The sequence below is a fragment of the Serratia sp. M24T3 genome, assembly GCF_000257645.1.
Taxonomy (GTDB): Bacteria; Pseudomonadota; Gammaproteobacteria; order Enterobacterales; family Enterobacteriaceae; genus Rouxiella.
Map to the genome: position 1 here is coordinate 1 of NZ_AJHJ01000026.1, position 21,069 is coordinate 21,069.

Consider the following 21,069-nt stretch of genomic DNA (forward strand, 5'->3'; position numbering starts at 1 on the left):
CCCTGTCACTTACTTATGTAAGCTCCCGGGGACTTACTCACTTGCCGCCTTGCTACAACGCCAATGACTTTGGGTAAATATATCCTTCGCGTTTGATGCTGTAGCTGCGTTGGTTTCGCGAGTGCGCCCCGGTCACTTACTTATGTAAGCTTCTGGGGATTCGCTCTCTTGCCGCCTAACTGCCTCGTCAATTACTTTGGGTATATATCCACATCATGGGTATAATAGCTCGGCCATTAAACGGCTCCTGAATTGCTCAGGGGCCGTTTCGTATTCTAAAAACAGCAAGAATGGTCATTCTTTTTGTTGTAAGAAATTGAATTTTAATGATTTGCATTATGGCGATCGGTTGTTTAATTCCTTTGGGAATCGACACTTGTTGGCTGTAAAAAAATGAGGCTTCAAAAAATGATACCTGTCGTCGCGCTAGTTGGGCGCCCGAATGTGGGTAAATCCACCTTATTTAACCGTTTGACCAAGACGCGTGATGCGTTGGTGGCGGATTTCCCCGGGCTAACGCGTGACCGCAAGTATGGTCGTGCCGAGATCGAGGGTAACGAATTTATTATTGTTGATACCGGTGGTATCGATGGTACCGAAGATGGCGTTGAAACCCGCATGGCGGGGCAATCTTTGCTGGCAATTGAAGAAGCAGACATCGTGCTGTTTATGGTCGATGCCCGTGCAGGCGTGATGCCTGCAGATCAGGGCATTGCCCAGCATCTTCGCAGCCGTGAAAAAGCGACCTTCCTGGTAGCAAACAAAACCGACGGTCTCGATGCAGACAGCGCAACTGCCGATTTTTACTCCCTTGGTCTGGGCGAAGTTTATGCTATCGCCGCTTCCCACGGTCGTGGCGTAACTCAGCTTATCGAGCACGTATTAATTCCATTCGTCGGTGAAAAGCCTGAAGAAGTTGAGCTGAGCGAAGAAGAGGCCAATGCGGCCTATTGGGCAGAGAAGCTTGGCGATGAAGACGCAATCCCGGAAGACGTTGAAGACGACTTCGACCCGACCACTTTGCCAATCAAGCTGGCGATTGTTGGGCGTCCTAACGTAGGTAAGTCAACACTAACCAACCGCATCCTCGGCGAAGACCGCGTTGTGGTTTATGACATGCCTGGCACCACGCGTGACAGTATTTATATCCCGATGGTTCGTGATGAGCGCGAATACGTGCTGATTGATACCGCCGGTGTGCGTAAGCGCGGCAAAGTCACTGAAACCGTCGAGAAATTCTCGGTTATCAAAACCTTGCAAGCTATCGAAGATGCCAACGTAGTTATGTTGGTTATTGACGCACGCGAGGGTATTTCTGATCAGGATCTCTCTCTGCTCGGCTTTATCCTCAATAGTGGGCGCTCACTGGTCATCGTGGTGAATAAATGGGACGGCCTGTCTCAGGAAGCCCGCGATGCCGTGAAAGATGCCCTCGACATGCGTCTGGGCTTCATCGACTTTGCTCGTATCCACTTTATCTCCGCGCTGCACGGCAGCGGCGTAGGTAACCTGTTTGAATCAGTTAACGAAGCCTATAATTGCGCGACCAAGCGCGTTGGTACCTCTTTGCTGACTCGAATCATGCAGATGGCTGCAGAAGATCACCAGCCGCCTCTGGTTAACGGACGTCGCGTTAAGCTGAAATATGCTCACGCCGGGGGTTATAACCCGCCTATCGTGGTCATCCACGGTAATCAGGTAAAAGACTTGGCCGACTCTTACAAACGTTATTTGATGAACTATTTCCGCCGTTCATTAGAAATCATGGGTACGCCAATCCGTATTCAATTCAAAGAGGGTGAAAACCCGTTTGAAGGTAAGCGCAACCCTCTGACGCCAAACCAGATGCGTAAACGTAAGCGTCTGATGTCGCACCTGAAAAAGAAATAAACACCCTAAATTTATGCCGTTCTTTTCAGAGCGGTGTGATGCTTGTTAAAGGCTAGTGCCTTGGTAATAAACTGCATTTTGATTTTTGGACTCTGGTCTGAAACATCGAGATGCAGTTTTTTTTACCGATTTTTACCGCTAAGCCCCCGTTAGTTCGCAAGTTAACCCAGGTGCATCTCCCCGACCAAGGCTCTCCTAAAAGCACTAATGAGTATAGGAACTATAATTTCGCAGTAGTCCCTTTTTTAGTAAGTCTTTTAAGGAGAGTTTTAATGTCGGACCACAAAGATAAAGCAGTAAGCAAACCAGGTGATGGTAATAACCAAGCTGTATCCGCTGAGCCACATCTTAACGATACCGCACCGCAGGGTGCTCCGCTAAAACCTCAGAACAGCATTAGTCCTCCTGGCGCAGAGCCTACCGCGCCAGGCTCAGACAAAAATCCGTCTACTACCAGTGAGAAACTCGAACAGCTCGACGCCTTCCGCGATGATCCACAGGGTCAGGCGTTACGCACCGATCAGGGTATCCGAATTTCCGATAACCAGAATTCCCTAAAAGCGGGTGTCCGCGGCTCTACCTTGCTTGAAGATTTTATGCTGCGGGAAAAAATCACCCATTTTGACCATGAACGTATTCCTGAAAGAGTAGTACATGCACGCGGCGCGGCGGCACACGGTTATTTTCAGGTTTATCAGTCTCTTGAGGCATTAACCAAAGCAGGTTTTCTGGCAGATCCCGGACTTGATACGCCAGTGTTTGTGCGCTTTTCAACCGTGCAGGGTTCAAAAGGCTCTGCTGATTCAGTAAGGGATATCCGCGGGTTTGCCACCAAATTTTACACCCAGGAAGGCAATTTCGACCTGGTCGGTAATAACACGCCGGTATTCTTTATTCAGGATGCGATTAAATTCCCGGATTTCGTTCACGCCGTGAAACCTGAACCTCACAATGAAATTCCGCAAGGCCAAAGCGCGCACGACACCTTCTGGGACTATATTTCGCTGCAGCCTGAAACCCTGCATAACGTGATGTGGGCAATGTCCGATCGCGGTATTCCGCGCAGTTATCGCATGATGGAAGGCTTCGGGATTCATAGCTACAAAATGATCAACGCGGAAGGGAAAAGTCATTTTGTGAGATTTCATTGGAAACCAACCTGCGGCGCGGCTTCACTGATTTGGGATGAAGCCCAGGTATTGACCGGCCGCGACCCTGATTTCCATCGGCGTGAGCTGTGGGAATCTATTGAAGCGGGCGACTTCCCGGAATATGAGCTGGGGCTGCAGATTATCCCGGAAGAGGACGAGGACAAGTTTGACTTCGATATTCTCGATGCCACCAAGCTGATCCCCGAGTCCCTGGTGCCAGTACAAATTGTTGGCAAGATGGTGCTGAACCGCAACCCTGACAACTATTTCAGCGAAACCGAACAGGTAGCATTCTGTCCGGGGAATATTGTCCCAGGTTTAGATTTCTCGGACGATCCTCTGTTACAGGGCCGTTTATTCTCTTATCTGGACACCCAGATCAGCCGTCTTGGTGGGCCTAACTTCCATGAGATCCCGATCAATAAACCCGTTTGTCCGTTCCACAATCACCAGCGTGATGGTATGCATCGGATGGGGATCTCTGGCGCAGCGAACTACGAGCCAAATTCGATTAATAACAACTGGCCGCGAGAAACGCCTCCGGCGAAAAAACACGGTGGTTTCGAGACCTCTCCACAGCCGCTGAACGGTGAGAAGATCCGCCGTCGTAGCGATTCATTTGCGGATTACTATTCGCAGCCGCGACTGTTCTGGCTTAGCCAAACTCCTTACGAGCAGGATCATGTGGTAGGCGCTTTCAGCTTTGAATTAGGCAAGGTTGTACGCCCGTGGATCCGTGAGCGCGTGGTCGATCAACTAAGCTATATTGATCATTCCCTGGCCACTCGGGTAGCAGAGAATCTTGGGATTGAGCTAAGTAAAGCACAGCAAGAGTACGCGTTGCCAAAAGCCGTAAACGGTCTAAGCAAAGATGATGCGCTGAGCCTGTACGGTAATCGTGAACATCCGGTTAAATCACGCCAGGTAGCGCTGCTGGTAGCCGACGGCGTATGCGGTGATTCAGTCGCGACGATTACCACTGAGCTTAATGCCCTGGGGATACACAGCAAAATCTTTGCGCCGCGACTGGGGAAAATTAAAACCCTGCAAGGTAAAGAGATTAATGCGGATGGCACGATTGAAGGCAATCCATCGGTATTGGTTGACGGCGTTATTGTCCCTGCCGGTAAGGCTAGCATCGAGGTGCTGAAAAAAAATGGTAACGCCAAAAACTATATTTTACAGGCCTTTAAGCATCTTAAAGCCATCGGCTTGCAGGGTGAGGCGCTAAGTTTGTATGAAGCGCTGCCGTTGCCAACTCCTGATGAGGGCGTGCTTGTCGATAGTGATGCCAAACTGGTTACTGATAAATTTATCGAAGCCTTGAAAAAGCACCGAGTGTGGTCAAGAGAAACGGCTGCGGCAGAAGTGCCTGCTTAAGGATAATTAATTACAGATGTTTTATAAGCTCCCTCATTACGAGGGAGTACTTTATATCAATCTTTTATTTGTATTGTAAAAGTACAGTTTTCCGGAGCTGTTTTTTCGCAGGTAATTTTCGTTAACCCTAGGCTGGATGTTTCATCTTGCCCAATGGTACCCGTGGTGGTAATTATCAGATGTTTTTGACTATCAATATTTAAACCCATTTCAGAGGGTTTCTCATGCCCGGTTATTTTTTGGGTGCAATACTGAAATTGTGCAACCCCCGTTTTATTATCTTGAACAATAAGTGTCTGTGTAAATGGAATGACTGTTTTACTGTCAGGGTTTTTGCCCGGTAAAATACCTGACCATTCACCTGATTCGGCTGAGGCGCGAAATACAGTATTTTTGGCATCGCCAATACTTGGTGTTGCAGGGCAAGCTTGCTTTTGGCTATGTGCGGCAGCCTGATGCGAGGCGATCGCCAATAAAACAGTTAGTAGAATATACTTAAATCTATTCATTTTTGAGGTTCCTAAAGTAATAAAATTATCTATGATATTGCTCGCTAATAATTAATCTGATTAATTTTGTTTTGTTATTTTTTTTGCTTGGTGGGTTAACGGGAGCACTATACCACTAACATTATCTTGCGGGTTTTAAAAGGAGGGGGGATTGTTTAATGTTATGGGTTTGTTTACTGTAAAAATAATTAATAGACAAAGATATAATGTAATTTAATACTAATTATCTTATATTTAATTAGGTGGTTAATTGTGATGTGTTCAATATAAATTATTACCTCGAAAAGGGCGCAAGGGCGAGAAAACATCAAGCGACATGCTTTATTGATGGTTTTCGCCGCGGGGATCTTTATTGACTAATCCCTGAAATTACCGTCCCTTTCAGAACACCTTACTCGGTTTTTTTTGCCGCAGCCGCGCGTTTACGAGGCTTCTTCTCGGCAGGCTTTTCTTCCAGGTGCAGACTTTTGACTTCGCTTTCTATCCAGCCATCGGCCAGTCGCGTTTTTAACATCTCTCCCGCCGCCGTCTGCGCGGTTTTCTTCAACAATGCGCCCTGAGGGGTCGTGGTGACGCTATAACCGCGAGCCAGCGTTGCCAGAGGGCTTACCGCCTCCAGTTGCGTCACAGCAGTACTAAAATTCTGACGATGTTCCCCAAGCTGCGCTGTCATTGACTGCTGCAGGCGATACTGTAGCTTTTGCACTCGCTGCTGCAACTGGTGGATGCGACGCTGTGGTTGATGCTGATTCAGGCGCTGCTGGAGATTCTGCGCACGGCGCAGCAGGCGACGCAGATGATTTTGCATTGCCTCGTCCATGCGGCTAAGCAGTTTGAACAGCGCGGTTTGCTGGCGCGCCAGACGCAAGTGAGGATGTTGCTGCTGAAGCCGATGATTTAAACGTGTAAAACGCTGGGTCATCTGAGCCAGATAGTAATCCATCGCCATTTCAAGTCGCTGCTGCTGTGACTGAATCTGACGCAGCAGTTCAAGCTGGTTACGGCTGATCAGTTCGGCAGCGGCAGAAGGCGTTGACGCGCGCAGGTCGGCGACAAAATCGGCGATAGTGACGTCAGTTTCATGACCCACGGCGCTGACAATCGGCAAGCGACTGTTATATATCGCTCGTGCAACGCGTTCGTCGTTAAAGCTCCATAAATCTTCCAGCGAACCACCGCCGCGCCCGACTATCAGCACGTCGCATTCCTGACGCTGGTTGGCCAAAGTAATAGCTTTAACAATTTGCAACGGCGCATCGACACCTTGCACCGCCGTCGGGTAAATCACCACCGGCAGAGAAGGATCGCGGCGTTTCAAAACCTGAAGAATATCGTGCAGGGCGGCACCGCTGGCCGAGGTGATGACCCCGACACATTTGGCCGGAGAGGGCAGCGGTTGCTTGTGCTCGATATCAAACAGACCTTCCGCAGACAAGGTTTGTTTCAACTGCTCAAACTGTTGCTGCAACAAGCCATCACCGGCAGGCTGCATGCTTTCGGCGATTAGCTGAAAGTCACCGCGTGGTTCGTACAGAGTGATGGAGGCGCGAACCAATACCTGCTGACCATTTTGCGGACGGAAAGTGGTGCGGCGATTGCTGTTGCGAAACATCGCGCATTTGACCTGGGCGCGCGCGTCTTTTAGCGTGAAATACCAGTGGCCGGAAGAAGGTTGGGAGAAGTTGGAAATTTCGCCGGAGAGCCAGACCTGACCCATTTCGTTTTCCAGCAACTCGCGAACCGTCTGATTTAGGCGGCTTACGGTAAAAATGGGTGGCGAAGAAGGTAGCGGCATGTGACCCAGATCAAATTCGAAAACAGAGACTTAATCAATCGATACTACAGCCGAAAATGAAGTATTCAAGAGTTTTTTTAAAATAATGTGAAATAGTACTAGAGCAAACGATTGAGTGCCTGTATACTCTCGCTGCAATATTTTATCTTTTCCGCATCCACCTTGGTGAGATATTGCCTATGTTACGTTTAAAGAAAGAAGCACTCACGTTTGACGACGTTCTCCTCATTCCAGCTCACTCCACAGTTCTGCCTAACACGGCCGATCTGAGCACGCAGCTGACTCAAAAAATCCGTCTAAATATTCCTATGCTCTCTGCAGCAATGGATACCGTTACCGAAGCGAACCTGGCAATTGCCCTGGCTCAGGAAGGCGGGATGGGGTTCATTCACAAAAACATGTCCATTGAACGTCAGGCCGAAGAAGTTCGCCGCGTTAAGAAACATGAAAGCGGCGTCGTTGCCGATCCAAAAACCGTAACACCTTCCACGACTCTGCGTCAGGTTAAAGAACTCACCGAAATCAACGGCTTTGCCGGTTATCCTGTTGTGACCGAAGGCAACGAACTGGTCGGTATTATTACCGGTCGTGACGTTCGCTTCGTGACCGATTTGGAGCAACCAGTCACCGCGGTTATGACGCCGAAAGAGCGTCTGGTTACCGTTAAAGAAGGCGAAGCGCGCGAAGTTGTTCTGCAGAAAATGCACGAAAAACGCGTCGAGAAAGCTTTGGTTGTCGATAGCCAGTTCCACCTGCTGGGTATGATCACCGTTAAAGATTTCCAGAAAGCAGAGCGTAAACCTAACGCCTGTAAAGACGAAAACGGCAGCCTGCGCGTAGGCGCTGCGGTTGGCGCTGGTGCCGGTAACGAAGAGCGTATCGACGCCCTGGTTGCTGCTGGTGTTGACGTACTGCTGATCGACTCCTCGCATGGTCATTCCGAAGGCGTTCTCGGACGCATCCGCGCAACCCGCGAAAAATATCCTGATCTGCAAATCATCGGCGGCAACGTTGCAACCGGCGAAGGTGCTTTGGCACTGGCTCAGGCTGGCGTGAGCGCAGTTAAAGTGGGTATCGGCCCTGGTTCAATCTGTACGACTCGTATGGTTACCGGCGTTGGCGTTCCACAGATCACTGCAGTTTCCGATGCAGTTGAAGCGCTGGAAGGCACCGGTATTCCGGTTATCGCTGACGGCGGCATTCGTTTCTCTGGCGACATCGCTAAAGCTATCGCTGCTGGCGCAAGCTGCGTGATGGTCGGCGGTATGCTGGCAGGCACCGAAGAGTCCCCGGGTGAAATCGAGCTGTACCAAGGCCGTTCATTCAAATCTTACCGCGGCATGGGTTCTCTGGGCGCGATGTCCAAAGGCTCTTCTGACCGTTACTTCCAGAGCGATAACGCCGCTGACAAACTGGTACCGGAAGGTATCGAAGGTCGCGTTGCCTATAAAGGCCGCCTGAAAGAGATCGTGCACCAGCAAATGGGCGGCCTGCGTTCGTGTATGGGTCTGACCGGCTGTGCTACTATCCAGGATCTTCGCACCAAGGCTGAATTTGTTCGTATCAGCGGTGCCGGTATTCAGGAAAGTCACGTACACGATGTGACGATTACTAAAGAGTCTCCTAACTACCGCATGGGCTCTTGATCTTCTTTCGGAGTTGCTGCGCGTTGGTGATACTGCGTTGAAACCGAACTTAAAATGCTCATTTACTTATGTAAACTGCGCTTTTTCGTCCGCTTCCGCCTTGTCTCACCTTAGCTCGCTGACTCCTTGATTGAGTTCATCGAGTTGATTGATTTGATTGAGTTGGTCGAGTTGATTGAGTCCGTGTTAAACCCGGTTTAGGCCGGGTTATCAGTTTCTTAGTTATTTTCTTTAAAACTTTAACGCTCTGGAAAATCACCCGCATGAGTGAAAATATTCATAAGCATCGCATTCTTATCCTTGATTTCGGTTCCCAGTACACCCAACTGGTAGCACGCCGCGTTCGTGAACTCGGCGTGTATTGCGAACTCTGGGCCTGGGATGTGACTGAAGCTCAAATCCGTGAATTCAATCCGAACGGCATCATTCTGTCTGGCGGCCCGGAAAGCACCACTGAACATGGTAGCCCTCGCGCACCGGATTACGTATTCGAAGCGGGCGTCCCTGTTTTGGGCGTGTGCTACGGCATGCAGACTATGGCAATGCAGTTGGGTGGCCACGTTGAAGGTTCAACCGAACGTGAATTTGGCTATGCACAAGTTGAAGTGCAGACCAACAGCGCCCTGGTTCGCGATATTGAAGACGCTCTGAGCGCCAACAATAAGCCATTGCTTGATGTTTGGATGAGCCATGGCGATAAAGTCACTGCTATTCCTTCTGACTTTGTTACCGTTGCCAGCACCGATAACTGCCCGTTTGCCATTATGGCCAACGAAGAAAAACGCTTCTACGGCGTGCAGTTCCACCCTGAAGTGACGCACACCCGTCAGGGCCTGCGCATTCTGGAACGCTTCATCATGGATATCTGTGAGTGTGAAGCGCTGTGGACCCCGGCAAAAATCATCGAAGACGCGATTGAACGTCTGAAAGTGCAGATTGGCGACGATCACGTAATCCTCGGCCTGTCCGGCGGCGTTGACTCTTCCGTTACCGCGATGCTGCTGCACCGTGCAATTGGCGATCGTTTGACCTGCGTGTTCGTTGATAACGGACTGCTGCGTTTGAACGAAGCCGACCAAGTGTTGGAAATGTTTGGTGACCGCTTTGGTCTGAACATCATCCACGTTGCCGCTGAAGATCGCTTCCTGTCTGCATTGGCTGGCGAAAATGATCCAGAAGCCAAACGCAAAATCATTGGCCGCGTGTTTGTAGAAGTCTTCGACGAAGAAGCCAGTAAGCGTGACGAGTTCAAATGGTTGGCGCAGGGCACAATCTATCCAGACGTTATCGAATCTGCTGCTTCGGCGACGGGTAAAGCACACGTTATCAAGTCTCACCATAACGTTGGCGGCCTGCCAAAAGAGATGAAGCTGGGTCTGGTTGAGCCGCTGAAAGAGCTGTTCAAAGACGAGGTGCGCAAGATCGGTCTGGAACTTGGCCTGCCATACGACATGCTTTACCGTCACCCGTTCCCGGGTCCAGGTTTAGGCGTTCGCGTACTGGGCGAAGTGAAGAAAGAGTACTGTGACCTGCTGCGTCGCGCCGATGCTATCTTCATTGAAGAGCTGCACAAAGCTGACCTGTACAATAAAGTCAGCCAGGCATTCACCGTGTTCTTGCCGGTTCGTTCTGTTGGCGTGATGGGTGATGGCCGTAAATACGATTGGGTTGTTTCACTGCGCGCAGTAGAAACCATCGACTTTATGACCGCACACTGGGCGCATTTGCCATACGATTTCCTTGGCCGCTGCTCTAACCGCATCATCAATGAAGTCGACGGTATTTCCCGCGTTGTTTACGATATCTCTGGTAAACCGCCAGCGACAATCGAGTGGGAATAAATCCCGCGATTTGTTAACGGCTTAGACCGATAGCAAGATCAGAAGCCCTCTGCGAAAGCAGGGGGCTTTTTCTTTTTTACGACTGATAACGAATGCCGAGAGACTCATTTTCGTGACGGTTTAATTCACGGTATCAATATAAAATTTTTACTCTCAGCTCATTGATACCATCACCTGTTTTAATCCTTCAAATGTATTTTCAAGCCTTCTTTATCTGTGGCAAATTCTTCTTTGAGAGTGAGTGCAGGGATATTGTAATCGCCGCCGTTTTGCTGGCGATAGGGGAGCGGCTGAGTTGTGAATAAATCATCAAGGCGTTGGCCGTACTCCTCACAAAGCTGGGCATAACGCAACTCATCGGTTCTACCGGTGCGGTAAAAAACTAACGGAGGCAGCACCGCAAATCCTGGATAATGCAAAACGCCGTGCTGAATCGGGAATAAAATATCGTCGAGAGAGCCATTAATGCCGCGCGGACTATAATGGGATTCCCATCCACCGGTCGTCACTGCCAGCATCGCGCGTTTGCCTGCCATATTTCCTTCACCGTAGCGGTCTCCCCAGTGAGTATCTGAATGCTCACCCACGCCGTAGGCAAATCCGTAAGCATATACCCGCTCAAACCAGCCTTTCATAATTGCTGGCATCGAGAACCACCAAAGAGGAAACTGAAAAATTACTGCATCGGCCTGGCGCAATTTTTGCTGTTCGGTGGCGATATCCGCACTCTGAGTGCCATTCTCAAAGGCCTTTTTAGAATCCAGAGACGGGTTGAATGGCCGATCGCCGCTGTAGGCGCTGCTGTCGTCGGCATCAATCTGTGCTTTCCAGTTCATGGCATAAAGGTCTGAGACTTGAACTGTATGACCCTGACTTTCAAGCCGCTGTACGGCAAAATCTTTAAGCGATCCGTTTAATGACTGGGGTTCTGGATGGGCATAAACAATAAGAATATTCATAGCTAACTCTCCGTTAAGTGATAGGCGCAGAGTAGGGGGGACTAAGGTATAGTAGAAATGAATTTAAAATATAGTAGGTATAGTTATGAGCAATTTCGCCAATATGGACCTCAACCTTTTACTGACGCTCGATGCACTGCTCACCGAGCATAACGTGACGCGCGCGGCGCAGCGTTTGCATCTGTCACAGCCGTCGGTCAGTGTTCAGTTGGCAAAACTGCGGGATATTTTTAACGATCCTTTGCTGCTTCCGGGACCGAGGGGCATGCTGCCTACCGCCAGAGCCGATGAGCTGCGTCAGCCGTTGCGTGACGCCATTGAGCTGCTAAGGCTGGCGGTTTCCCCTGTTAGCCATTTCGACCCGACTAAAAGTGATAAAATCTGGCGCGTTTCGGCGTCTGATTACGGCGAATCTGCAGTACTGCTCCCGGCTTTAAAAGGTTTTCGCATCGCCGCCCCTTTTGCTCGTTTAGCGATATTTGAAACTCAGCCTGCGAAGGTCGGCAGAAAGCTGGAGCTGGGGGAGATTGATTTGCTGTTTCATACAGGGGATGGCATACCTGGCGGGCTGCGTCGTCGAAAACTGTTCGATGAAACCTACCGCTTAGTGAGCCGCGTTGGGCATCCGACGTTGAAAAAGAATCCTGGTCTGGATGAATTTAATCAGCTTGAGCACGTAATGGTTTCACCCGACGGCGGTGGATTTTACGGCATCACCGATAAGGTACTGAGTGAGTGCGGACTTAAGCGTAAGGTGGTGCTTTCAGTACCACATTTCCTGTTTGTTCTCTCGGCGCTGGCCACTACTGATCTGGTCGCGATGTTGCCTGCACGGCTAATTGGTAACAATCCGGCATTACAGATTTTTGAACCGCCGCTTGAAGTTCCGGGCTTTGAAATGGCGATGTTATGGCATGAGCGCTCACATCGCGATCCGGCTCATCAATGGCTAAGAGATTTCTTTGTCTCGGCATTGTGATAAATGGTGAAAATAGGCGATCAGCATCATTAATTCACAGTAAAGCACAGCATTCACAGGATCGTGTTAATTCACGGCAGATAAATATAGTGCATAAATGCACACTGATTCAACGCGATAGTCCTCTTGATTACCCTAATTAAACCCATTGGAACTGTGATAATCATCGTTTCAATGTGAATCTCTATCCTTAATAATAGTGATACTTCATTAATCAAAGCTTGAAGCTGCCCAACTCTAAGAATTAAAAAAAGACCAGCGATAACCGAGTGCCGGAGATTTATCCGTGCCAATAAATCGCTATGTCAAAATAAAAGCTATTTACAGGGGAAAACATCATGTTTATGGATATATTCCAACGCGTGGCCTTTCTTATCGCCGTTTCTTTACTCGGCTGGTATGTCGGCAAGAAATTTAAAATCAGCAGCAAGGATATTTCTTCACTATTAATTTACATTTTCTCGCCCATCGTTAGTTTTGTCTTGATTCTGGATTCGCCTGCAAACGTGGGCTATGTGCTTTATTCTGTTCTATTTTATGTTGTCTCATGCATTGCGGCCGTGCTGGCATTATTTGTTGGACAGCTAATTTGGAAGGATAACCGAGCCAATCTTTTTGCAGCCGCAGGCGGCCAGGGAAACGTCGGTTATTTTGTTTTACCGCTGGCAATTGGCCTGCTTCAGGGAAAAGAGGGCGGTGCAGCAGCGATTGGTATTATTGTGTTCTGTAAAGTTGCATCGACAATTTATGAATTTACCATGGCATTTTATTTAACTGCACGTAGTCATTATTCAGCTAAAAAAAGCTTGCTGATGGTGATAAAAATGCCGACTCTGCATGCGACTATTTTGGCATTAATCGTAAAATATTTTGGCTTTCACTTACCAGGATTCTTATCATCTGGCTTGAGCGGCTTTACTGGCGGCTACAGCATATTAGGTATGATGGTCATAGGACTTTCATTGGCAAGGTATGAGAAATTAATTCCCGACTGGAAATTCACCGCCTATTCCATTATCTGGAAACAAGGTCTTTATACCGTCGTCATCATCTTTATCTTCACCTATTTCTTTAATCTCACCTATGCCGAGAAAATTGTATTGGTAATGCTGGCCTGCAACCCACTGGCGGGGAATATCGCTGCCGTTGCTGCGGCATTGGACGTTCATCCTGAGAAGGCCTCTTTTGCCATCATGGTGAGTACCATTTTGGCACTGATCACCGTACCGCTGACACTATCCTTTGTATTTTAAAGGCTGTGAAGTTAAGTTAATTGTGAAACGAATTTATGAGTTATCAGTAAACTCACAGTCCTGTGTGAATAAAAGTTAAAATGCCTGAATGTTTTTATATTAATAAATTCATTGATTTAAGTTAATTTTTACTTTTTTTGATGACTGTGAAAAATGTGGTATCAGGCATATTTTTGTGAATTATCGTTAAATATAATGTTAAACACACACTCATCTGACAGGTTAAACCCACCTATGAACTCATAGGCAGACTTTACCGGGTGACCTGTAAATCACGAGATAAACAATAATGAGTCAGTCAACGACAGTTCAGGTTATCAGTGCATTAGTGGTTCGTTCCCCTTTTGATGCGGGCATTCTTCCTGCCTGGGAAGAGCAGGGTAACGGCGTAGAAGTTAAATGGAATCCTACCACAGTGATTATGGATAACATTCGCAGCGGTTATCGTACCGATGTCGCGATTGTCACCGTGGCAGCAATGGATGAGCTGATCGAAGCCGGTATTGTCGACGGCAGTACCCGGATCGAGCTGGTGGAATCACGCATTGGTCTGGCGGTCAAAGCGGGTGAACCACACCCGAATATCGCGGATACGGATGCGCTTGTTGAAACTCTGCGCAATGCGCGTTCTGTCGCTTACTCGCTTGGCGGTGCCAGCGGGATTTATTTTAAGACACTGATCGAGAAACTGGGTATTGCCGAGGAAGTTAATAGCAAGGCGAGTACGATTCCCGAAGGTTTTACTGCAGAAAAATTGACCACTGGCGAAGCAAGTCTGGCGGTGCAGCAGATAAGCGAACTGCTGGTAGTTCCTGGTATTGAAGTGATCGGTCCCCTGCCTGAAGCCGTACAAAAGGCGACCTCTTTCTCGGCGGCGGTGTTTAAAGACGCGAAAAATCCTCAGCTGAGTCAGGCCTTCCTGAGTCATTTGCAATCATCGGCTTCTGCCAGTGCTTACCAGGCTCAGGGGCTGGATCCACGTTTTTAATCGCCACACTTCAGGCCTGAAATTTACCAGCATTTTGAAAGGACATCATCGAGAGTGAACATGCTTCCTGTTGAACGACGAGACTATATTTTTCGCTATGTGCACGAAAACCAGGTGGCAGCAATCAATGTGCTTGCCAGCCTGATGAGTGTTTCGCACATGACTATTCGTCGTGACGTAGAAGAGCTGGAAAGAGAAGGGAAAATCACTCGGGTGAGCGGCGGCGTCAGGCTGAATGAAGCGCTACGCCAGGAGCTGGCATACATTGACAAGGCACAGCTTCATCATCGGCAGAAAATATTGCTGGGCAAATACGCCGCGAGCTGTGTTGAAGACGGGCTGGTGGTTTACCTCGATGCAGGAACCACGACTTTTGAAATTGCCCGCTGTCTGGCCGAGCGCTTTCATCTCACAGTGATCACCAACGATTTTTCAATCTCTCAATATTTGATGGACAAGCCTCAGGTCAATCTCTTTCACATCGGTGGCGAGGTGGATAAGCGCAATTACTCGACAGTGGGGATTTGCGCGGCCTCATTTCTAAAGTCGCTAAACATTGATATTGCGTTTATCAGCAGTTCATCCTGGGATTTGAAATACGGGGTGTCGACGCCTTATGAAGGCAAGGCTATCGTCAAACAGGCGGTGCTCAGCGTTTCGCGCCGGAATATTCTGGTCAGCGATAGCAGTAAATACGGCAAGTATGGCAAATATAAAATCTTCCCGCTCGACGAGATAAAAGAAGTGATTACTGATTCACTATTACCGCTGCAAGAGCAAATCAGCATCAGGAACGAGGGGATACAGCTCCACGTTGTTCCGGTGTAATTTTAAAAAGGAAAAGATCATGTCCCTTGAAAGCAAAATCCGTGAAGAAATTTGTCAGACAGGTGTAAGCCTGTACCAGCGGGGATACGTGGTGGGTAGCGCGGGAAATATCAGTGCTCGTCTCGATGATGGTTGGCTGATTACCCCGACGGATGCCTGCCTCGGGCGGCTGGACCCGGCCGCCATTGCCAAGGTTGGCCGCAGCGGTGAATGGCTGTCTGGTGATAAGCCTTCAAAAACTTTGCTGCTGCATCGCCAGGTTTACGACAACAACTCTCAAGTTGGCGCAGTATTGCACACCCATTCTACCGCGCTGGTGGCGTTAACGCTGGCAGGAGTATGGAGCAAAGAGAGCATTCTGCCGCCGATCACCCCCTATCAAGTCATGAAGGTGGGCAAGATTCCGCTGATTGATTACTGCCGTCCGGGGGCTCCGGAAGTCGCTGAGCAAGTTGCTGCGCTGGCGAATCAGGTGCGAGGTGTCATGCTGGAAAGGCTAGGGCCGGTTGTTTGGGAAAGCAGTGTTTCCAAAGCCTGTTTTGCCCTTGAGGAGCTAGAGGAAACAGCGCGCCTGTGGGCGATGCAGTTGAGTAAGCCATTGCCACTGTCACAACACAGCCTTGACGAATTGGCTCAGGTTTTTGGGGCGCAGTGGTGATAAAAAATCAAGCTGATTAAGGCAAAATCATGAAAAAATCAGCTTTATTAACGAGGGGAAAGCACCTAATTATCAGTCTGAGTTATTTTTTACGCAGGACTTTATAGTGAAACAGATAGTATTCACCGGTTGAGCTCTCACCGCTGGAGATAATTTCCCAACCGCGATGAAGATAAAAAGCCACCGCTGATTTATTTTGGGTCAGGCATTTTAATGCGCCAGTGCGGGTAAAATTCTTTTCAACTACGCCAATCAGATAACTACCCACCCCTTGGCCCTGAGCTTCAGGGTCAATAAACAGGTTGTGCAGGAAATTCTCATACAGTTCTATCGAAGCAAATCCGACCACCTTCTCGTTTTGCTCGGCAACAATGATTTTTTCGCCAATCACCGCACGATCAAAATCCTCAAGCCTCCATTCGCTGCTGTCCAACCAGGTCCAGGCCGCTTTGCGAGAGGCGAGATATAGGGTGCGCAAAAAAGGACGATCGGCTTCTTGATAGGGGCGGACCCTGATAGACAAAGGCAACTCCTTGCAAATTGAAATCCCGGCGAATCGGTCGCCGGGATTTAACTACTATTTAAAAATCATATTCTAAAGCTAAGTTGCTTTGCCAGAAGTTTCCAGCGGAATTTGAGGTAGTTTGCACACCGGCGTATTCGGTTATGCTTAGGCCTTTAAGCGTGCCGCCAAAGCTATAAGTACCATAAGCCAGATATTCTGACTGGTTAGTGCTGCTCGCACCGCTGCCTGGCGTCAGGTCCATAAAGGTATAGCGTGCGCCGACAGAAATATTTGAGGTGGCCGCCCAGTCTACTTCAGTGCCGTAAGCATTGCCGCTGCCCAGGTCCTGAGTACTGGTGAAGTAAGGTTGAGCGAAATACGTTCCAGATGAGACATTGTGCGAGTAAGGCGTGACCAGGGCTCCATCACCGTAGGCATTATTGCTGGCGGCAATGTGATCCCAACCCAGGGACCAAACCACCGACGGGGTGAAGTTTATTGTAAATTGCGCGCCGTAAGTGGTGCTGTTGACCTCGCCTGCAACGGCATTGCCCGAGCTAAGACCACGAATCGCCTGCATACCAATTTTAGGCTGATATGGATTATCGGTCCACGACAGGAAGCTGTCCCCATAATACATTTTGGTATAGTTATTATAGTCTTGATACCACAGCTGGCCGGTCAGCTTTTTGTTGTCAAAGGTGACCGCGCGGCCTCCGCCGATAGCCCACATACCGTTAGTTTTCATGCCTTCATTCGTGCCGTCAGCATTGGTATATTCGGTGTCTCTGTGGAAACCCTGATCACCCCATGACTTGTAGCGGGTGACTTTAGTGGCGTGCAGGAAGTTGTCACTGTCACCGTAATTGGCGTCAACGGCACGATACAGCATCGGGGTGATACGCCAGTCGTAATCACCGAGGAACGGGATATTCAGCCGCTGGTCACCGGCAGTAATACTGAAGTCTTTATAATGATATTTAATGTAGGCTTCGCCAACGCCGGTTTCATTTGGGCCAAGTTCTGCAACCAGGTGATCTTCATTGTGGTCGATACCACGCTGCAAGATGCCGCCAAGTGCAAAGCTCAGGCCGTAATACTCGGCACTGGTGTATTTTAGTGTGCCGCCATAGCTAAAGGTATCTTGGCTGTAACCTTTTTCGAAATAGGCGTTATTCGTTGAGTAGTCAAGCGCACGCAGGCTGCCGTGTATCGTTCCGCAGGTAAACATTTGCGTCAGTGAGTCAGCAACACCCGCGCTACAGTCAGACGTAGCCGCCATCGCATGCCCCATAAACATGGCTTGCGTCACCAATAGCGCGCCTAGCTTCAAAGAGAAGCATAATTTTTGTCGTTTCATTCTTTTATCCTGTCGAAAGTAATGTCATTTGCGGGCTATAAAACGGCCTATTTGCTTTTGTCTCTCAAATTTTACGCAAACGGTTGCCAGCTCATTGAGCAAAGGGCGGGGGCATAATAGATATTTTTATAGTTTGGTCAATAAGAACGGATCGTTATCATTTTAAACCGAATACATATTTAGGGTCTAAAAGCACGCTGGGTGTATGTAACTATTTGTTATTTATTTAAATTATTTAGGTGATCCAATTTAGGGATAAACGTTTATTTATTTGTCGTGCTTGATTTTAGAACATCATTAATTGTTTGTTTTTACCACGATGTTGCGAAATATCGGTATTATTTGTCTCATTATTTATTTGATTAAATAATGTGCTTTTACAAGTTACGTACCGTTATATTATCGTGGCTGCCGTACAGTAATTAATAAAATAAATCCCGGCGAATTGAACGCCGGGATTGTAGACCCGGTTAGAAGTCGTATTCCAGACTGATTCGGTTTTGCCAGAAGTTTCCAGCTGAGTTAGAGGTGGTTTGCACGCCGGCAAAATCGGTCACGCTCAGGCCTTTTAGCACACCATCAAAGCTGTATGTGCCGTAAATCAGGTATTCCGACTGATTAGTGCTGCTCGCGCCAGAGCTAGGAGTCAGATCCATAAAGGTATAACGAGTACCGACAGAAATGCTGGAAGTTGCCGTCCAGTTCAGGTCGGTGCCGTAGGCATTGCCGCTGCCCAAGTCCTGAGTGCTGGTGAAGAACGGTTGTGCGAAATACGGGCCTGATGAAGCATTATGCGCATATGGCGTGACCAGTGCGCCGTCGCCGTAGGCATTATTGCTGGCGGCAATGTGATCCCAGTTCAGAGACCAGCGCAGGGACGGAGTAAAGTTCATCGCGAACTGTGCGCCGTAAGTGGTGCTGTTAACTTCGCCCGCGACGGCATTGCCCGAGCTAAGGCCGCGAATAACTTGCAGACCAATTTTTGGCTGGTAAGGGGTATCGGTCCACGACAGGTAGCTGTCGGCATAATACATTTTGGTATAATTATTGTAGTCTTCGTACCACAGCTGGCCGGTCAGCTTTTTATTATCAAAGTTGACTGCGCGACCGCCGCCGATGGCCCACATGCCGTTGGTTTTCATGCCTTCGTTAGTGCCATCTGCATTGGTATAGGCAGTGTCTCTGTGGAAACCTTGATCACCCCAGTTTTTAAAGCGGGTGACTTTAGTGGCGTGCAGGAAGTTATCGGCATCGCCGTAATTGGCATCAACAGCGCGGTACAGCATTGGAGTGATACGCCAGTCGTAATCACCGAGGAATGGAATGCTAAGGCGTTGATCACCGGCAGTAATACTGAAATCTTTATAATGATATTTGATGTAGGCTTCACCGACGCCGGTTTGATTTGAACCGAGCTCAGAGACCAAATGATCCTGATTGTGATCAATACCGCGCTGGAAAATGCCACCGAGACCAAAGCTCAGGCCATAATATTCTGCGGTGGTGTATTTTACGGTGCCGCCGTAACTGAAGGTGTCTTGACTGTAACCTTTTGAGAAATATGCGTTATGTGTCGAGTAATCAAGCGCACGCAGGCTGCCGTGTACTGAACCGCAGGTGAACATTTGGGTCAGTGAGTCGGCAACGCCAGCGTCGCAGTCAGACGTCGCGGCTGTTGCCGCCGCCGCATGACCCATAAACAGTGCCTGTGAAACCAATAGCGCGCCCAGCTTCAATGAGAAGCTTAATTTTTGTTGTTTCATTCATTTCATCCTGTCAAAAGTAATGTCATTTGCGGGCCTTAAAAGCGGCCTATTTGTTTGTGTTTCTCAAATTTGACGCAAACGGTTGCCACCTCGCTAAACAAAGGGCGGGGCGATAATAGTTATTTTTATCGTTCAGTCAATAAGAGTGGATCATTATCAATTTCAAGCTGGTCACGTATTTCCCAGCCACGCAGCTTGCCGGGATTAAGTAATCCATTAGGATCTAATGCATTTTTTACTGAAACTACCTCCGTGCGAACGACTCCTTGCTTACCATCTTCAATTTGAAAAACATGCGGATTGTTTATTTTTACCTCATTCTTGCGGAATATCTCCATTATTTCGTTCAATCGGTCATCGCTGGAATAACGTACTAATTGCAAACCGCTAGCGGTTATATTTCCATCGTTGTCACGGAGGAATTCAATATGTGAAATCACTTCGTCACCGAAATATTCCGCCATGCTGATTATTTGTTCGCGATATTTGGAATAATCAAACGCCGTTTGCAAATAGGTTAAAGTGTTGTCTATTTTTAACGCATGCAGAGTGGTGTGATTCCAGCAATATTCCATCAATGAAGCATTCGCTTCGCGCGCATCTTCTGCCGTCTGGCGAATCGCCGCCTCGCCGTTAAATGTGGCCAATATCCCGTCGCCGAGGCCTTCGCTTTCCTGTGCTACGACGCTGATTACCGCATGCTGGCTGGCCCGGTAATTCCCGTTTAAATGGCTGAAATAGCTCGGGATCGGTGCCGCGAATAGCGCAATCTGACGTTTTACCAGACCTGGAGATCGGGCCAGCGCATTGGCGTAATCCAGCGCGTCGGTGAAATTGTCAAACACGTCCAGCCTTTCAATCCAGCGATGCGCCGGTGCCAACGCCAGCTCGACTTCCAGCACAATGCCGTTACTGCCGTAGGCATGATGGAGCAGTAAGGCCTGTGGAGCCGGAACGGTTAACACTCGCGGTTCGGCTTCCATGGTCATGACTTTGATACCCAACACGTTGCCAGGTGCACCCAGCGGACCATAATTGATCGAGCCGATGCCGCCGAAACCGCCGCCGTAAAGTCCGCCGAGACTTGCCAGACGATAGGTAGAAGGCATGCAGCGCAGCTCCCAGCCGGAAGGCCGGGTCTGGGCTTCAATATCTGCCAGACGAATACCGGCCTGAGCGCGCACCGTGCCGTCGCCCAACTCGCAGACCTGATTAAAGCCGGTCATATCCACCAGAATTCCGCCCTCCAGCGGCACTAACTGACCGTAGTTGCCGGTCGCACCACCGCGCAGGATCAGCGGTAATTTATGTTCTACGCAGGCGGCAACCAGTTGGCGCAGTTGCTCTTGATTGAGCGGTTTTACCACCGCGTCTGCCTGTTTATCTTCCAGCTGCCGTTTTAACACCGGGCTAAACCAGTGAAAATCGCGTGAAAGACGCTTAACCTTGGCTGACTGCAAGGTCCATTCGAGACTCGGTAGTGCCTGTTGTATCAGCGCCACCGCCTGCTTACGTTGTTCACTTTCCATCATTATCCTGCCTGCTAAAGTTATCGAAAAAT

At 48.9% G+C, this 21,069-nt stretch carries 16 protein-coding genes; 9 read left to right on the forward strand and 7 right to left on the reverse strand.

Features of this window, described 5'->3' with window-relative positions:
* Positions 1 to 408: 408 nt before the first annotated feature.
* Entirely contained in the window at positions 409 to 1,890 is a 1,482-nt protein-coding gene (der, locus tag SPM24T3_RS17285; RefSeq protein ID WP_009638085.1) for a ribosome biogenesis GTPase Der, read from the forward strand.
* A gap of 272 nt (positions 1,891 to 2,162) precedes the next feature.
* The gene (gene katE / locus SPM24T3_RS17290) at positions 2,163 to 4,421 is read left to right on the forward strand and encodes a catalase HPII (RefSeq protein ID WP_009638086.1); all 2,259 of its coding nucleotides are present in this window, start codon (positions 2,163 to 2,165) and stop codon (positions 4,419 to 4,421) included.
* Between the two features lie 56 nt (positions 4,422 to 4,477).
* Here katE and SPM24T3_RS24325 read toward each other — a convergent pair whose 3' ends face one another.
* Positions 4,478 to 4,930, reverse strand: a complete 453-nt coding sequence (locus tag SPM24T3_RS24325) for a DUF3757 domain-containing protein (RefSeq protein ID WP_009638087.1) — start codon at positions 4,928 to 4,930, stop codon at positions 4,478 to 4,480.
* 391 nt (positions 4,931 to 5,321) lie between these two features.
* Positions 5,322 to 6,725 carry an exodeoxyribonuclease VII large subunit gene (gene xseA, locus SPM24T3_RS17300; protein ID WP_009638088.1) on the reverse strand — a complete coding sequence of 468 codons (1,404 nt, stop codon included), beginning with the start codon at positions 6,723 to 6,725 and terminating at the stop codon, positions 5,322 to 5,324.
* A 179-nt stretch (positions 6,726 to 6,904) separates the two neighbouring features.
* Here xseA and guaB point away from each other — a divergent pair, with 179 nt between their 5' ends.
* Together guaB and guaA are read left to right on the forward strand one after the other, a co-directional pair.
* Positions 6,905 to 8,371 (forward strand): IMP dehydrogenase, encoded by a 1,467-nt coding sequence (guaB, locus tag SPM24T3_RS17305; protein ID WP_009638089.1) that lies wholly within the window; start codon positions 6,905 to 6,907, stop codon positions 8,369 to 8,371.
* A 263-nt stretch (positions 8,372 to 8,634) separates the two neighbouring features.
* On the forward strand, positions 8,635 to 10,212 hold the full coding sequence (gene guaA / locus SPM24T3_RS17310) for a glutamine-hydrolyzing GMP synthase (protein WP_009638090.1): 1,578 nt from the start codon (positions 8,635 to 8,637) through the stop codon (positions 10,210 to 10,212).
* 179 nt (positions 10,213 to 10,391) lie between these two features.
* Here the strand turns inward: guaA and SPM24T3_RS17315 are convergent, their stop codons facing one another.
* On the reverse strand, positions 10,392 to 11,171 hold the full coding sequence (locus SPM24T3_RS17315; protein WP_009638091.1) for an NAD(P)H-dependent oxidoreductase: 780 nt from the start codon (positions 11,169 to 11,171) through the stop codon (positions 10,392 to 10,394).
* A gap of 85 nt (positions 11,172 to 11,256) precedes the next feature.
* Here SPM24T3_RS17315 and SPM24T3_RS17320 point away from each other — a divergent pair, with 85 nt between their 5' ends.
* From SPM24T3_RS17320 to SPM24T3_RS17340, 5 genes are all read left to right on the forward strand, one after another.
* Complete coding sequence (locus tag SPM24T3_RS17320) at positions 11,257 to 12,150, forward strand: LysR family transcriptional regulator (protein WP_009638092.1); 894 nt, start codon at positions 11,257 to 11,259, stop codon at positions 12,148 to 12,150.
* A gap of 338 nt (positions 12,151 to 12,488) precedes the next feature.
* Entirely contained in the window at positions 12,489 to 13,403 is a 915-nt protein-coding gene (locus SPM24T3_RS17325; protein ID WP_009638093.1) for an AEC family transporter, read from the forward strand.
* Between the two features lie 289 nt (positions 13,404 to 13,692).
* The gene (locus SPM24T3_RS17330; RefSeq protein WP_009638094.1) at positions 13,693 to 14,391 is read left to right on the forward strand and encodes a substrate-binding domain-containing protein; all 699 of its coding nucleotides are present in this window, start codon (positions 13,693 to 13,695) and stop codon (positions 14,389 to 14,391) included.
* A 60-nt stretch (positions 14,392 to 14,451) separates the two neighbouring features.
* A complete protein-coding gene (locus SPM24T3_RS17335) occupies positions 14,452 to 15,219 on the forward strand; it encodes a DeoR/GlpR family DNA-binding transcription regulator (protein WP_009638095.1) in 768 nt (255 codons plus the stop codon).
* 19 nt (positions 15,220 to 15,238) lie between these two features.
* The gene (locus SPM24T3_RS17340) at positions 15,239 to 15,877 is read left to right on the forward strand and encodes an aldolase (protein ID WP_009638096.1); all 639 of its coding nucleotides are present in this window, start codon (positions 15,239 to 15,241) and stop codon (positions 15,875 to 15,877) included.
* A gap of 82 nt (positions 15,878 to 15,959) precedes the next feature.
* On the opposite strand, the gene SPM24T3_RS17345 is transcribed toward SPM24T3_RS17340, so the two are convergent.
* From SPM24T3_RS17345 to SPM24T3_RS17360, 4 genes are all read right to left on the reverse strand, one after another.
* Positions 15,960 to 16,400 (reverse strand): GNAT family N-acetyltransferase, encoded by a 441-nt coding sequence (locus SPM24T3_RS17345; protein WP_009638097.1) that lies wholly within the window; start codon positions 16,398 to 16,400, stop codon positions 15,960 to 15,962.
* 58 nt (positions 16,401 to 16,458) lie between these two features.
* Positions 16,459 to 17,742, reverse strand: a complete 1,284-nt coding sequence (locus tag SPM24T3_RS17350; protein WP_009638098.1) for a hypothetical protein — start codon at positions 17,740 to 17,742, stop codon at positions 16,459 to 16,461.
* 470 nt (positions 17,743 to 18,212) lie between these two features.
* A complete protein-coding gene (locus SPM24T3_RS17355; RefSeq protein ID WP_009638099.1) occupies positions 18,213 to 19,505 on the reverse strand; it encodes a hypothetical protein in 1,293 nt (430 codons plus the stop codon).
* Positions 19,506 to 19,633: 128 nt separating this feature from the next.
* A complete protein-coding gene (locus SPM24T3_RS17360) occupies positions 19,634 to 21,037 on the reverse strand; it encodes an FAD-binding oxidoreductase (protein ID WP_009638100.1) in 1,404 nt (467 codons plus the stop codon).
* Positions 21,038 to 21,069 lie beyond the last annotated feature (32 nt).